The organism is Sporichthya sp., from assembly GCF_013815995.1.
Taxonomy (GTDB): domain Bacteria; phylum Actinomycetota; class Actinomycetes; order Sporichthyales; family Sporichthyaceae; genus Sporichthya.
Window position 1 is genome coordinate 1 of the sequence record NZ_JACDFE010000111.1, and the last position, 14,237, is coordinate 14,237.

Annotated in this window: 15 protein-coding genes and 2 pseudogenes; 8 read left to right on the plus strand and 9 right to left on the minus strand. The window is 71.8% G+C overall.

The features are described from left to right. A pseudogene (locus H0X00_RS13440) lies at positions 1-190 on the plus strand (hypothetical protein); the annotation flags it as partial. On the opposite strand, the gene H0X00_RS13445 reads toward H0X00_RS13440, so the two are convergent. The 4 genes from H0X00_RS13445 to H0X00_RS13460 form a co-directional block, all read right to left on the minus strand. Continuing rightward, on the minus strand, positions 187-753 hold the full coding sequence (locus H0X00_RS13445) for a DUF5063 domain-containing protein (RefSeq protein WP_293771745.1): 567 nt from the start codon (positions 751-753) through the stop codon (positions 187-189). The pseudogene H0X00_RS13440 and the gene H0X00_RS13445 overlap by 4 nt on opposite strands. Before the next feature lie 30 nt (positions 754-783). Next, positions 784-1,383 (minus strand): recombination mediator RecR, encoded by a 600-nt coding sequence (gene recR, locus H0X00_RS13450; RefSeq protein ID WP_293771748.1) that lies wholly within the window; start codon positions 1,381-1,383, stop codon positions 784-786. Positions 1,384-1,392: 9 nt separating this feature from the next. Then, the gene (locus tag H0X00_RS13455; RefSeq protein WP_367186609.1) at positions 1,393-1,776 is read right to left on the minus strand and encodes a YbaB/EbfC family nucleoid-associated protein; all 384 of its coding nucleotides are present in this window, start codon (positions 1,774-1,776) and stop codon (positions 1,393-1,395) included. A 122-nt stretch (positions 1,777-1,898) separates the two neighbouring features. Then, complete coding sequence (locus tag H0X00_RS13460; protein WP_293771754.1) at positions 1,899-2,771, minus strand: phosphatidylinositol-specific phospholipase C/glycerophosphodiester phosphodiesterase family protein; 873 nt, start codon at positions 2,769-2,771, stop codon at positions 1,899-1,901. Between the two features lie 290 nt (positions 2,772-3,061). On the opposite strand from H0X00_RS13460, the gene H0X00_RS13465 reads away from it, so the two are divergent. From H0X00_RS13465 to H0X00_RS13485, 5 genes are all read left to right on the plus strand, one after another. Continuing rightward, positions 3,062-4,345, plus strand: a complete 1,284-nt coding sequence (locus H0X00_RS13465) for an aspartate kinase (protein WP_293771756.1) — start codon at positions 3,062-3,064, stop codon at positions 4,343-4,345. Continuing rightward, positions 4,342-5,400 (plus strand): aspartate-semialdehyde dehydrogenase, encoded by a 1,059-nt coding sequence (locus H0X00_RS13470; RefSeq protein WP_293771758.1) that lies wholly within the window; start codon positions 4,342-4,344, stop codon positions 5,398-5,400. The genes H0X00_RS13465 and H0X00_RS13470 overlap by 4 nt, the downstream gene beginning before the upstream one ends. A 667-nt stretch (positions 5,401-6,067) precedes the next feature. Then, positions 6,068-6,535 carry a hypothetical protein gene (locus tag H0X00_RS13475; protein ID WP_293771760.1) on the plus strand — a complete coding sequence of 156 codons (468 nt, stop codon included), beginning with the start codon at positions 6,068-6,070 and terminating at the stop codon, positions 6,533-6,535. Next, entirely contained in the window at positions 6,532-6,957 is a 426-nt protein-coding gene (locus tag H0X00_RS13480) for a hypothetical protein (RefSeq protein WP_293771762.1), read from the plus strand. The genes H0X00_RS13475 and H0X00_RS13480 overlap by 4 nt, the downstream gene beginning before the upstream one ends. After that, positions 6,954-8,237, plus strand: a complete 1,284-nt coding sequence (locus tag H0X00_RS13485; RefSeq protein WP_293771764.1) for a hypothetical protein — start codon at positions 6,954-6,956, stop codon at positions 8,235-8,237. Before H0X00_RS13480 ends, H0X00_RS13485 begins: the two co-directional genes overlap by 4 nt. A gap of 4 nt (positions 8,238-8,241) precedes the next feature. On the opposite strand, the gene H0X00_RS13490 is transcribed toward H0X00_RS13485, so the two are convergent. Then, positions 8,242-8,835 (minus strand): hypothetical protein, encoded by a 594-nt coding sequence (locus H0X00_RS13490; protein ID WP_293771766.1) that lies wholly within the window; start codon positions 8,833-8,835, stop codon positions 8,242-8,244. Between the two features lie 151 nt (positions 8,836-8,986). Here H0X00_RS13490 and H0X00_RS13495 point away from each other — a divergent pair, with 151 nt between their 5' ends. After that, positions 8,987-9,319, plus strand: a complete 333-nt coding sequence (locus H0X00_RS13495) for a hypothetical protein (protein WP_293771768.1) — start codon at positions 8,987-8,989, stop codon at positions 9,317-9,319. Here H0X00_RS13495 and H0X00_RS13500 read toward each other — a convergent pair. Further along, positions 9,316-10,869 (minus strand): annotated as a pseudogene (locus H0X00_RS13500) (fatty acyl-CoA synthetase). The gene H0X00_RS13495 and the pseudogene H0X00_RS13500 sit on opposite strands and share 4 nt — an antisense overlap. Positions 10,870-10,903: 34 nt before the next feature. On the opposite strand from H0X00_RS13500, the gene H0X00_RS13505 reads away from it, so the two are divergent. Then, positions 10,904-11,404 carry a hypothetical protein gene (locus H0X00_RS13505; RefSeq protein ID WP_293771770.1) on the plus strand — a complete coding sequence of 167 codons (501 nt, stop codon included), beginning with the start codon at positions 10,904-10,906 and terminating at the stop codon, positions 11,402-11,404. Positions 11,405-11,416: 12 nt separating this feature from the next. Here the strand turns inward: H0X00_RS13505 and H0X00_RS13510 are convergent, their stop codons facing one another. The 3 genes from H0X00_RS13510 to H0X00_RS13520 form a co-directional block, all read right to left on the minus strand. Continuing rightward, entirely contained in the window at positions 11,417-11,644 is a 228-nt protein-coding gene (locus tag H0X00_RS13510; protein ID WP_293771772.1) for a hypothetical protein, read from the minus strand. A 63-nt stretch (positions 11,645-11,707) separates the two neighbouring features. Beyond that, the gene (locus H0X00_RS13515; RefSeq protein WP_293771774.1) at positions 11,708-13,237 is read right to left on the minus strand and encodes an MFS transporter; all 1,530 of its coding nucleotides are present in this window, start codon (positions 13,235-13,237) and stop codon (positions 11,708-11,710) included. Between the two features lie 6 nt (positions 13,238-13,243). Further along, positions 13,244-14,237 (minus strand): MFS transporter (locus H0X00_RS13520; RefSeq protein ID WP_293771776.1); only part of this gene is annotated, 994 nt, incomplete at its 5' end.

A 14,237-nucleotide genomic window follows, 5' to 3' on the forward strand; every position in this document is an offset into this window, starting at 1 on the left:
CCGCTGCACCGCAGCCGAGGCCGCCGGCCCCGAGCCGCCCCCACCACCGCCGGGCCCGGACTACCCGGACGACGAGTACAGCGCGGCCGCCCCCGACGACGCCGCGGCCGCGGACGACGGCCTGTCCGGCCGGGACCTGGTGATGAAGGAGTTCGGCGCGAGCGTGCTGTCCGAGGTCGAGCACGACTAGAGGCGCGTGACCGCCGGGTCGAGGGCCTGCAGCAGGGCGGTGTCGCCGGTGCTGGTGTCGAGGCGGTCATGGGCGAGCACGCTGTGCAGGGCGCGCATGGTCGTGGAGGCGGACAGGCCCCACGAGTTCAGGTAGGAGTACTGCCACCACCACAACGCCTCGGACTCACGGCCGGCCTTGTAGTGCTGCAGCCCATGGAGCAGGGAGGCCGCGACCTCGGTCAGTTCGTCGGACATCCGGCAGATCATCAGCTCGGGGTGACGCTCGTAGGGGTCGAAGACCTCGGCGTACTCGTCGATCGGTTCGAGCAGGTCCGCCAGCGCCGTGCGCAGCTCATCCAGGTCGGGGTCCGCGCCGGCGTCCGGCTCGAACTGATCCTCCAGCTCGATGTCGGACATCGTGCCGAGCCGGCCACCGGCCAGCAGCAGCTGCGCGGTGGCCAGGTGCAACATCGGCACCGCAGCCTCCGGGCTGCCGGCGCGCGCGCACTCGCGCAGCGCGATCAGGAAGCTCTCGACCTGATCCGCGATCTGCGTGGCGAAGTTCGCCGGGTCCTCGGTCACCGTGACACCTTCCAGAAGTTCCGATCTGCGTCAGACATCGAGCAATCGCCGCCCTTCGAACGCGCGCCCGAGGGTGACCTCGTCGGCGTACTCCAGGTCGCCGCCAACGGGCAGTCCACTAGCCGGGCGAGTTACTTTCAAGCCCAGGGGCTTGATCAGGCGAGCGAGATACGTCGCAGTGGCCTCGCCCTCCAGGTTCGGGTCGGTGGCCAGGATGATCTCGGTCACCGCGCCGTCGGAGAGGCGGGTCATCAGCTCGCGCACCCGCAGGTCGTCCGGGCCGATGCCCTCGATCGGACTGATCGCCCCGCCGAGCACGTGATAGCGGCCGCGGAACTCACGGGTGCGCTCGACGGCCACCACGTCCTTGGCCTCTTCCACCACGCAGATCACCGAGGGGTCGCGGCGCGGGTCGCGGCAGATCCGGCACAAGGCGTCCTCGGTGACGTTCGCGCACACCTCGCAGAACCGGATCTTCTCCTTGACCTCGCTGATGGCGTGCACCAGCTTGCGCACCTCGGCGGGCTCCGCGGAGAGCAGGTGGAAGGCGATCCGTTGCGCGCTCTTGGGCCCGACGCCCGGCAGGCGGCCGAGCTCGTCGATCAGGTCCTGGACGATCCCCTCGTACAAGCGGCGCCCCTAGCGGCTGCCGGGCGGCAGGCCACCCAGCCCGCCACTCGCGCCGCGGCCGAAGGCGCTCGCATCCAGTCCCATGCCCTCGACCATGCCACCCATGCCGCCCATCGCGGCGGCGAACGGGCCCATCGCCTGTGCCTGCAGGTCCGCAGCCGCGCGGTTGGCGTCCCGGATCGCAGCCACGACGAGGTCGGCGAGGGTCTCGGTGTCGGTGGGGTCGGCCACGGACGGCTCGATCTCCAGCCCGACCAGCTCGCCGCCGCCGGTCACGGTCGCCCGGACGACGCCGCCGCCGGAGCTGCCGGTGACGTGGGTCGCGGCCAGCTTGGCCTGGACGTCCGCAATCTGCTGCTGCATCTGCATCGCCTGCGCGAGCAGCGCCCCCATGTCGGGCATTCCGCCGGTGGTCACGGCCGCTCCCCGGGGTCACGGCGTCCGGCGGACGCCTCCTGCGGCGAGCCTATGTCCTGCCTCCGACGGGTCCTGCTGGCCAGGGCTCAAAAGTCAGCTCAGCCGGCCGGCTCGGCCAGCAGGAAGGCCTGCCCCGCGGTCAGATCGTCGATGTTGAGCAGGTCGACCCCGGCGGCCAGCTCCGCCCGCCACACGTTCTCCCTTGCGGCCGCGGTGCGGTCCGGGGTCTCGTAGAAGCGGATCGAGCGGCCCTGCGCGTGCGCGGCCTCGACCAGTGCGCGCAGGCGGTCCAGCTCGGCCGGCGGCATCCGACCCGTGCCGTTCCAGCGGAAGAGCGCACCCCAGCGCTCGCTGATCATCGGCACCAGGTCGACCGGCGCGGGGTCGGCGCCGGCCAGGTCCACCATGCGTCCGTCCAGGGCCGTGAGGCGCTCGGATTCTGCGGCGAGAAGGTCCGGGGCGCGGTTGCCGGAGACGATCACCGTCACCGCGCCGGGCTCTACTCCGTCCGGCGTGAACCGGGTGAGCATGTCCGCGTACCCGGCGAGTACGCCCTCGAGGGCGCGCCAGCTGCTGCGCGCCTCGGACTTGACGTCGACGAGCAGCGTCAGGGCCGGTCCACCCGGGCCGAACACCGTGCCGCCGTTGCGTTCGACCCAGTCGGCGAGCGGGTCCAGGTAGAGCGAGCGCAGGGTGTGTCCGCCGGCGAGGGCCTGCACCCAGTCGTGCCCGACCCGCAGCTGGCCCCCGAGCAGCACGACGTCGACCTCGACCGAGGTGAAGCCGCGCGCGAGCGCGTCGGAGAGCGGAAGCCGGCGCTCGTAGTCGTTGTGGGAGTGACCGTGCGTGAGCGGGACCACTCCCGCGGCGGCGAACCCCCCGAACGGCCTCACCGGGGCGGTCGCCGCCTGCGCGGTCTCCACAGCGCCGGCCGCGGCGAACAGGGCGACGGCCATGGTGAGGACGCCCACGGCGCGATTGCGCCCGTGGTGCGGTTTGCGATGCCGCCCGCCGGCCACCCAGAACCCTCCCGGTCCCGTGAACCCCGTTGCTGTCCCCTTGCCCTGCACGGTAGGCAGCTTCGGCGGGCGGTGCGGCGGCCTTAACTGATCTGTGGCATGGCGCTGGGGCAAAAGCCTGGGGTCTGAGTCCAGGGGTTCCGGCCGGGCGCACTCCGGCGATCACGCAGCGTGCGGACGGCCTAGAATGGTCGGGGCCAGACGCCGCCCGAACGGGCCCGTCCAGCAAGGGGGTTGTCAGCGTGGGTCTCGTCGTGCAGAAGTACGGCGGTTCGTCCGTCGCCGACGCCGAGTCCGTCAAGCGGGTCGCGAAGCGGATCGTCGAGACCAGGCAGGCCGGCAACGACGTGGTTGTGGTGGTCTCCGCGATGGGCGACACCACCGACGACCTCATCGACCTGGCCAAACAGGTCTCTCCCGTCCCGCCCGCCCGCGAACTGGACATGCTGCTCACCGCGGGTGAGCGGATCTCGATGGCGGTGCTCGCGATGGCGATCGCCAACCTGGGCCACGAGGCCCGCTCCTTCACCGGCAGCCAGGCCGGGGTCATCACCGACTCCGAGCACGGCAAGGCGCGGATCATCGACGTCACCCCCGGCCGGATCTCCTCCGCGCTGGCCGACGGCGCGATCGCGATCGTGGCCGGGTTCCAGGGCGTCTCGCAGTCCACCAAGGACATCACCACCCTCGGCCGCGGCGGTTCGGACACCACCGCGGTCGCCCTCGCCGCGGCGCTGGGCGCCGACGTCTGCGAGATCTACACCGACGTGGACGGCGTCTTCTCCGCCGACCCGCGCATCGTGCCCGCCGCCCGGCGCCTCCCGGTCATCACCTACGAGGAGATGCTGGAGATGGCGGCCAGTGGCGCGAAGGTGCTGCACCTGCGCTGCGTCGAGTACGCCCGGCGGTTCAACCTGCCTATTCACGTGCGGTCCTCGTTCAGCCACCGGACCGGCACCTGGGTGACCGCCGACTACACCGGTAACGACCCGGAAGGAAATCCCGTGGAGCAACCGATCATCGCCGGGGTCGCGCACGACCGCAGCGAGGCCAAGGTGACGGTCGTCGGCGTGCCCGACAAGCCCGGTCAGGCGGCCGCGATCTTCTCCGCGGTGGCCGGCTCCGGCATCAACATCGACATGATCGTCCAGAACGTCTCCGGTGCCGCGACCGGCCGGACCGACATCTCCTTCACCGCCCCCCGCACCGACGGCGCCAAGGCCGTGCAGGCGCTGGAGAAGATCCAGGGCGAGATCGGCTTCGAATCGCTGCGCTACGACGACCAGGTCGGCAAGATCTCCCTGGTCGGCGCCGGGATGCGCTCGCACCCGGGCGTCTCGGCCAAGCTGTTCGGCTGCCTGGCCGAGGCCGGGGTGAACATCGAGATGATCTCCACCTCGGAGATTCGTATTTCGGTGGTCGTGCGCGAGGACGACGTGAACACTGCAGTGACGGCCGCGCACACCGCGTTCGACCTGGACGACCCCGAGGGCGGCGCTGTGGTCTACGGAGGAACCGGACGATGAGCACGAAGCCCACCCTCGCGGTGGTCGGCGCCACGGGCGCCGTCGGCACGGTCATGCTCGAGCTGCTCTCCACCCGCGAGGACGTCTGGGGGGAGATCCGGCTCATCGCCTCGGCCCGCTCGGCGGGCAAGAGGCTCATGGTCCGCGGCCAGGAGGTCGAGGTCATCGCGCTCTCGCCGGAGTGCTTCGACGGCGTCGACGTCGCGATGTTCGACGTGCCGGACGAGATCTCCGCCGAGTGGGCGCCGATCGCCGTTGCGCGCGGCGCGATCGCGGTCGACAACTCCGGCGCGTTCCGGATGGACCCCGAGGTCCCGCTGGTGGTGCCCGAGGTCAACCCGGCCGCCGCCCGGCGCCGGCCGAAGGGGATCGTCTCCAACCCGAACTGCACGACGCTGTCGATGATCGTGGCGATGGGCGCGCTGCACGCCGAGTACAACCTGCAGGCCCTCGTGGTCGCCTCGTACCAAGCCGCGTCCGGCGCCGGTCAGCCCGGCATCGACGCCCTGCGTGAGCAGATCGACAAGGTGGCCGGCTCGCAGACCCTGGGCACCCAGCCCGGAGACGTCCGGCGCGCGATCGGCGAGTTCGGGCCCTTCCCGGCACCGTTGGCCCTCAACGTCATCCCGTGGGCCGGCTCGCTCAAGGAGGATGGCTGGTCCTCCGAGGAGCTCAAGGTCCGCAACGAGTCCCGCAAGATCCTCGGCCTGCCCGACCTGCGGGTCTCCGCGACCTGCGTGCGGGTGCCGGTCATCACCACCCACTCGCTCGCGGTGCACGCCACCTTCGAGCGCGAGGTCACCGTCGAGCACGTGCACCACATCCTGCGCGACGCCCCCGGCGTGGTCCTGGTCGACGACCCGGCCAACGGGGAGTTCCCGACTCCGGCCGACGTGGTCGGCACCGACCCGACCTGGGTCGGCCGGGTCCGCCGCGCGATCGACGACCCGAACTCCCTGGACCTGTTCCTCTGCGGGGACAACCTGCGCAAGGGCGCGGCGCTGAACACGGCGCAGATCGCTGAGCTTCTTGCCGAGGAGCTTTCAGCCGGCTGACCGCGGCCCCAGGCAATCCCGCCGAAAGCGCACATCTGCGGGTGATTTCGGCCGATTGGGCCTGCAGGACTGCGCTTTCGTGGGAAGCCACGCCGCGCGGGTTCAAGGCGGTCGGGTTAAAGACCGAAGCCCCGGCAGGGGGGCCGGGGCTTTCGGTGTTGTGCGAGCGACCGCGAAGCGGAGGGGTGAGCCGCGTCGTTTGCTCTCGCACTCCGGGGCGTTCAGGGGGGTGATCGCCTCGGTGTCTTCAGGGGTGGTGCCAGGTGTCCGATCTGCCTTGCGGGGTGTCTGTGCTGGTGTCTGTGCTGAGGGGTGGGGGCCGGGGCCCGACGGCCAGTGTCGGGACCCGGTTTCCCGTGTTCCCGGTTTTGAGGTCCGGAAGGGGGACTGGCGCCAGTCTCGGATGGGGGAGGGTGGAAAACCCGATCCTGGTACCCGTCATCCGCTCCGACCGGCCTTGCCGGCGTGCTGCGGTGGTGACAGCAAGAGTGTCGGTAACGGACCTGTCCACCTTGAGGGTTGGGCCAAAAGTTTTTCGGTGAGCGCGTTCTCGCAGGTCAGAGGTCGTTCCGACGGGTTGGCGCGGGGCCCCGACCTCCCGGCCGACGGCGACGAGTCGGCGGACGCCACCACTGAGCCGCTCAGGCCCGCCGAATACCGTGTGCGCATGACGCGCGCCTCCACCGGCTTCCTGATCTTGGAGGCGCTGCTCATCGGAGGCTGGGCGGGGCTGGCCGCGATCCGCCGGCGGGTCCTCAACCGCGGCCAGGTGCTCGCGCTGATGGCGCTGCAGTTGATGCTGCTCGTCCAGGCCGCGGCGTCCCTGATCTCCCTCGCGGCCGGGCACGACGCGGCCGAGCCCGGCACCCACGTGGTCTACGCGCTCGGGTCGCTGCTGCTGTTACCGCTCCTGGTCGGCCTGCCGGTCCGGCTCGGCTTCCCGCCTGCGGACGGGGCGCCAGGGACGGACCCGGAGTTCGTCGGCGGGATCGAGATCCGGCCGCCGAGCGGGGCGGACTCCACCGACCGGTCCGCCGATCGCTTCCGCGCGGTGGTGGCCGCGCTGGCCTGCATCTCGTTGATCGTGATGCTGCAGCGGATGTGGATCACCTGGCGGACCGGGGTCGCGGCGTGAGTGCACCGAGTCGGGGCACCGGCGCGCTCACCGTCATCGTCGGGCTCTACACCGTCCTCGCCCTGGCTGCGGCCGGCCGGGCGAGTGTGCAGCTCGCCGACGACCCCGGGCACGCGCCCTTCGCCTACGGGCTGACCGCGGCCGCCGCCGTGGTCTACTTCGCCGGCGCCGTCCTGATCCGGCGCAGCTCGCCCCGGGCCCGCGCCGCGGCCCGCGTGGTGTGCCTCGGGGAACTCGTCGGCGTGCTGATCGTTGGCACGTTGAGTCTGATCGAACGGGACTGGTTCCCGGATTCCTCGGTCTGGTCCGTCTACGGTGCGGGCTACGGGTTCATCCCGTTGTTCCTTCCGCCCGTCGCGCTGTGGTGGCTCGGGCGTGTGGGCAGCGACCGGCCCGCCCCGGCCGTGGGAGGAGCGCAATGAGACGCGGCCTTGCGACCGCTGCCGCCATCGTCATGCTCGGCGCGGCCGGGTGTTCGGGCGACGACGGCACGGACACCCCGGCCGGCCTCGAGCCCGCTCCGACCGCCACCTCCGACGGGTGGCGCACAGAATCCTTCGGCAACGCCGAGATCTCGGTCCCGGACGCCTGGGGCCACCAGACCGGCGACGTCGCCGCCGCGTTGTGGTGCATCTCCGACGCCGCGGTCTCCGCTCCGGTGATGATCCGCCCCGGCACGCCGGTGGAGTCCACCTGCCCCGGCGCGGAGGACTCCGGCGACCCCGACCCCTCGACGCTGGTCGAGAAGGCGGGCACGTTCGTCTCGATGGTCTTCGCCGACCTCGACCCGGACGCCGACGAAGGCACCGAGGGGGACCGGGTCACGACGAAGTCCGGTGGAGTGCTGGTGCGGATCCAGGCCCCGGCGGAGCTGCGGGCCCAGATCCTCGGGACGCTGCACCAGATCAGCACCGACGCCAACGGCTGCCCGGTCACCGACCCGATCACGGCCGACCCGGCCCGCCGCCCCGACGGCGCGTTCTCGGTCCTCGAGCTCAAGGGCATCAAGTCGGTCGCGGCCTGCCGCTACGCGATCCCCGGCGGCCGGTTCGCCGACCCCCCGGAGGTGGACGACGAGGAGGAGCTCGGCGCCGACCCGGGCTCGTCGGAGGACGAGGAGGACGTGCCGCTGGACTCCGACGAGGAGTTGCTCGGCGAGGACTCCGAGGACCCGCTGGTCGAGGCCACGGTCGACCCCGGTGCCAACCTGCGGCCCACGGTCGCGCCGCTGTTGCCGTCCGGCACCGCCCGCTCGACGCCGACGCTGCTGTCCTCGGTGCTGCTGAGCGGGGAGGTGGCGCGGGACGCCGTGCACGGCATCGCGGAGTCGAAGGTCGGGACCGGCCCGGACTCCGAGGGCGGGTGCACCGGCAATGATGCGAAGACGGTGCGCGGCACCGAGGAGATCGTCCTGCGGGTCACCACCACGACCGGCGATGCCCAGATCTACCTGCGCTACGGCGGATGCCACAACGGCTTTGACGACGGATTCACCGAGCGCACCCTGACCCGGGTCGCCGTGGCGCCGTTCGTGTCCGGGTCGAATCTGGTCCCGAGCTACGGTATCGAGCTGCTGCGCATCCTGGATGACCCGAACGCCCCGGCGACCTCCGGCAACGCCGAGGAGGACTCGGGCGGCACCGCGCCTCCCGAGGACATCAGCGAAGAGACGGCGTCGGCCTCCCCGGATCCTGACGAGTAGTCAGTTACCAGCCGGCCGGCAGGGTCAACGGCACGATGTCGAGCACCTCGCGCAACTCGACGTCGCCCGGACAGAGGTCGATGTCGTCGCCGTTCACACTGACCACGGCGTACCAGCGCACGCCCGCGCCGAGCGCGTCGATCGCCTTGACCGGGAACACCGTGGTCATGCCCTCGGCCGTGAGCCGCACGACGTCGTCCACCCCGTCCTCTTCGCCGTCGACCACGATCGCGTGCGCGAAGTCGCCGTTGCGCCGCCGTTCCGCGGTCAGCTCCACGGTGTGCTTCCCGTCCGCGCTGACGAACCCGGCTACCCAGGACACCGGGTCCTTCTCCGGGACCTCGGTGGAGTCGAAGATGACGCGAACGTTCTTGCCGGTCCGGGCCAGCCGCACGGCGAGCAGGTCCAGCGAGGGGTCGACGCTGTCGCCGGCCTTGTCGGTGCAGGTCACGTCGCCCGGCGCCGCCGAAGCGCTCGGAGCCGGGGTGCTCGGCGCCGGGGTCGCGGCGGGTTCGTCGTCGCCACCGGAGCACCCGCCGAGCAGCCCACCGACCAGCACTATCGCCGCAGCAACCATCGCCGCGCCCCGTACCTGCACCCTGGACCCTCCCGCCGGTGGCCACCGTCCCGGCGCCCGAACCGACCCTACGGCTCTCGTGCCCTGCGTCCGAGATCCCTGTCCCCGTCAGCGGCGCCCGACCTCGAACGCAGGGCACTAGTCTTTCGACCGGATTTGAGGAGCTGCGGAGATGCTGGCATGGGCCGCGATCACGGTCGGCGCGGTGTTCGCGCTGATCGGTCTGGTCGGCGTGGTCGGTGGCGTGGCCACCCCGGGCTTCGGCGCCCGCGTCGAGCCGCGCCTCGACGGGCTGGGTCACCTGCTGGTGGCTGGTTGCCTGTTGGTCAACGGCAGCCGGGACGCCGCCGACTCCGAGAGCACGGCCGTGGGCCTGGTCGGCTCGGCGCTCGGCCTGGCCGGCATCGTCGTGCTGGTTCTGACCCGCCGCCGGGCCGTGGACGCCGTCGCCCGCAAGTCCCGCACTCTCTACGGCCGCACCGACCCTCCGCGCGAGGAGCTCTAACCCGCGAGCTGGTCGCGCAGCACGCGCTTGAGCAGCTTGCCGGAGGCGTTGCGCGGCAGGTCGTCGAGGAAGTGCACGGCCTTGGGCACCTTGTACTTGGCCAGGTTCGCCTTCACGTGCGCGATCAGTTCGGCCTCGGTGACGGCGGCGTCCGACTTGAGGACGACGACCGCGGTGATCGCCTCGATCCACCTCTCGTCCGGGGTGCCGACGACGGCGGCCTGCGCCACGCCCGGGAAGCTGTAGAGGCAGTCCTCGACCTCCCGGGAGGCCACCAGCACGCCGCCGGTGTTGATCACGTCCTTGATGCGGTCGACGACGGTGATGTAGCCCTCCTCGTCGATGCGCACCAGGTCGCCGGAGTGGAACCAGCCGCCCTCGAAGGCCTCCGCGGTCTCCTCCGGCTTGTTCCAGTAGCCCAGGCACAGTTGCGGCGAGCGGTAGACGACCTCGCCGGTGCCGCCGGGTTCGACGTCGTTGCTGTTGCCGTCGATGACTCGCATGTCGACGAACAGAACCGGCCGGCCACAGGACTCGGGCCGCTCGGCGTGCTCCTCCGGGCGCAACACCGTGGCCAGCGGGCCGATCTCGGTCTGGCCGAAGGCGTTGTACCAACCGAGCTCGGGAAGCGCCTGCGCGATCCGCTCCCGGACCGGGCCGGGCATGACCGAGGCGCCGCAATACGCCTTCTGAAGGCTCGTCAGATCGCGGGTGGCGAGGTCGGCGTGCTGCGAGAGCGGCACCCACACCGTCGGGGCGAGGAAGAGCGAGGTGACGCGCTCGGTCTCCACGATCTCCAGCAGCTTCGGGATGTCGGGGGTCTCCACCAGGTAGCTGCGGGCGCCGACCGCCAGCGCCGGGAGCATGAACACGTGCATCTGTGCCGTGTGGTAAAGCGGCATCGCCTGCAACGAGATGTCGTCGGGTTTGATGTCCAGGCAGGTGATCGCCGAGGAGTAGTGGTGAAGGTAGGCGCGGTGCGTCATCATCGCGCCCTTCGGGCGCGCGGTCGTGCCAGAGGTGTAGAGGATCTGCGCGAGGTCGGTGTCGGCGACCTCGACGTCGATCACCGGAACCTCACCGGTGCTCGCGAGCTCGAGCAGGCAGCCGGGACTGTCCCGCAGCAGCAGGTGGTCCGGGGCGCCCTCGACCTTGCCCAGGTTGGGAGCCAGCTTCGGGTCCGCCAGGACGAGGACCGAACCGGACTGCTGCAGCAGGTAGCCCAGCTCGTCGCCGGTGAGGGCGTAGTTGATCGGCACGTGCACCAACCCGGCGCGGCAGCAGGCGAGGAACGCGATCAGGTACGAGTCGGAGTTCTGCCCGTAGGCGTCCACCCGCTCGCCCTTGGCCAGACCGCGGGCGAGCAGCACCCCGGCTGCCCGGCTTACCGCGTCGTCGAGCTCGCGGAAGGTTCAGGTCCGTTCGTGGAAGACCAGCGCCGTACGGACGGGGTCGCGCAGCGCGCTGCGGCGCAGAATGTCGTCGATCGTGCTCGAGCGGGGATCGCTTGACACTGAGCCCTCCTCATGTCCGTCCGGGCAATCTGCCATGGAGCCACGGCATCACGGGAAGGGGGTGGGTGAGGTGGCGGACCTGCTCGAGGTGACGGACCAGGGACGGCTGCTCACCTTCGGCGTCGAGGACCTGCTGCGCTACCACGGGCCAGGCTCACCGGCCGGGGTCGCCCTGGCGTTCAAGGTGCTCCAGCGGTGGCTGCCGTTGCCGGTCGGAGGGGCGCCCGAACGGCGCGAGATCGCCGTGACCACGGCGTTCCGCGGGCCGGGCGCCCGCGACGGGTTCGAACTGGTGACCCGGGCGGTGACCGAGGGCCGGTACGTCCTGGACGCCACGATGGAGCGCCCGGACCGCGGTTGGGTGCTGGAGCAGTTCGTCTTCCGGATCACCTACCGCGGCACCGCGCGCCTGCTGCTGTTGCGGCCCGGCTTCGTCGACGAGGAGTTCATCTCGCTGGCGCGAGCCGAACGGTCGCCGGCCGACGAGACGCGCTTCACCGCGCTGAAGGCCGCCACCGCGAAGGCGATCCTGGCCTGCGCCGCAGACGAGGTGGTCGAGATCGAACCCTGACCGGCTGCCGCGTCAGTGGCCGTTGCCAGCCTCGTGCGTCTTCTCATGTTCCCGGAGCGTCTCCTCCTTTGCGCGGGCGCCGGCTGCCGATTCGGGGTGCAGGACCTCGGTCTTGTCGACGCCGTTGTGGTCGCAGCTGGCGTAATGCACCACCAGGATCACCGGCTTGCCCGACGCCCGCTCCATCCGGACCACGATCGCCTCGTCGCCCGGATAGCCGCCGAGCGCGCCCGTGCCCATCTCGGGACATATCGGTTATCCGATCGCGACCTCTGAACGGTCGTTCGGTCACTGATACTCGGTTCAGCGCTTTCGCGGAAGCGTGTCGTCCACTCCGGGCGCTTCCGCGAAGGCGTGCTTTCCTTCCAGGGCTGGGATCTGGGGCTCAGATCCGGGCGGAGGCGCCGGCTCTGGTGCGGGGCGGCAGGCGAGCACCGCGAGGGCGCCGAGCAGCGAGAACCCGGCCGTCACCAGGATCGCGGCGTTCCAGCCGGCGGTGACGCCCGCCGCGTCCGTCCCGTGGTCCGCGACGATCGTGGCGAAGATCGCCACCCCGATCGACGAGCCGATGTAGCGGGCGGTGATGTTCGCCCCGCTGGCCAGCGACCCGCGCCCGGCCGGCACCGCCGCCACCGCCTCGCCGCCGATCGCCGCATTGGCGATGCCGGCTCCGATCCCGCTGAGCACGAAGCCGGCCGCCAGCGTCGAGGTCGGGGATCCGGTGTGCAGGTCCCACATCGAGAGCAGGCCGATCCCGATCACCAGCTGACCCAACGCCAGCTGGTGCCGCCCGTTCTGTCCGGGCAGGAAGCGCGAGACGGCCAGCGACGTGCTCACGCTCGCCACGGACCAGCACGTGACGAGCGCGGCGCCGGCCAGGGCGTCGGCGCCCAGGCCGCGCTGCACCGCCGTCGAGACGTAGGACAGGACGGTGATCATGCCCAGGCCCATCGCGGAGGAGGCGAGCGTCGCGGCCAGGAACCGGCGGCTGCGGAACAGCGACAGCGGCAGCATCGGGGCCCGCCGGCGGCTCTCGACGAGCACGAACAGGGCAGCCAGCACGGCGGCGGTGACGAGGAGCACGACCGTCATCGGGTCGCTCCAGCCGGACCGGCCCCGGACCATGCCGCCGATCAGCGTGCCGACCGCGGAGCCCAGCAGCACCATTCCGGCGGGGTCGATCGGCTTGTGGTCCGGGGCGCGAGACTCGACGAGCAGACGCTGGGCGACGAGCGCGAGCACGGCGGCGAACCCGGCCGCGAGCACGAACGAGGCCTCCCACCCAGCGACTGGTTCAAGTCCTGCGGCCATCCACGGCCCGATGCCGATGCCCGAGGCGAGCGAGGCGCCCCAGATCCCGGTGGCTCCGCGCCGGGCAGGCCCCTCCGGGTAGGCGTGCACGATCAGGCCGAGGCTGCAGGCCATGACCGCCGCGCTGCCGACGCCCTGCGCCAGTGCGCCGGCCAGGAACACCCCGGGGGTGCTGGCCAGCGCGCAGACCACGCTAGCCGCGGCGAGCAGGGCGGCCCCGGCGACGAACACCCGGCGCCGGCCGTAGTCGTCGCCGAGGGCGCCGGCGGGCAGCAGGGTGGTGGCCATCCCGAGGCTGACGGCGGCCAGTAGCCAGGTCTGGGTGTCCGAGCTCGCCCCTACGCCGTCGGAGATCGCGGGCAGGATCGAGAGCGGCAGGCAGTAGACGATCAGCACGACGAGGTTGCCGGCGACGGCGATCGCCAGCGTGCGGCGCTGCATCAGGCGTTCCGCACCCGGCGCGCCCGGACCGGTGCCGGGCGGCACGAGGTGGGACCCGGGTCGCGGCCCGGTGACGACCACGCCGGCCTACTTCGGTAGGGGCGTCGGTGCGGGGGAGGCCGCGGGGTCCGCCGGGCGGCAGGCCAGCACGGCCAGCGCGCCGAGCAGCGACATCGCCGCCGTCACCAGCACGGCGATGTTCCATCCGTCCATCACCGCACCCGGGCCGGTGCCTTGGTCGGCGACGATGGTGGCCACGATCGAGACCCCGATCGAGGAGCCGATGTAGCGGGCGGTGTTGTTCGCCCCGCTGCCCAGCGATCCGCGCCCGGCCGGCACGGAGGCAACCGCCTCCCGGCCGAGCGCGGCATTGGCGATGCCGCTGCCGACGCCGGTCAGCGCCATCCCCGCGACCAGCAGCCCCGGGTTGGTGCCGGATTCGACGCCGAACAGCGAGATCAGCCCGACGGCGGTGACCGCCAGCCCGGCGGCCAGGTGGGCCCGGCCGGAGAAGTGGGCGAACTGTTTGGGCACGAACAACGCGGTCACGATGCTGGCGGCCGCCCAGGTCGCCATCAGCGACGCCCCGACGATCGGCTCGTCGCCCATCCCGCGCTGCGACATCGTCGACAGGTAGGACAGCAGCGAGATGACGCCCAGGCCCGTGCCGACCGCCGCGAAGGTCGCTGCGTTGAAGCGGGGGCTGCGGAAGAGCTTCATGTCCAGCATCGGGGCCTTCTTGCGCACCTCGACGGCGGTGAACGCCGCCAGCAGCAGCAGGCCGGCGCCGATCAGGCCGAGCGTCGGGGCATCGGTCCAACCGGTACGCCCGCGGACGAGCCCGCCGATGACCGCGCCGACGCCGGTGCCGAGCAGAACCATCCCGACGAGGTCGATCGGGTTGTGGACGTCGGCCTTGGACTCGACCAGGAAGATCTGCGCGGCGACGGCCAGGCCGAGCGCCATCACGCCGCTGGCGGCGAACGCGGCGTGCCAGCCGAGCCCGGGTTCCAGGGTCGCGCCCAACAGCGGGCCGCCACCGATCCCGGCGCCGAGCGCCGCGCCCCAGATGCCGGTGGCG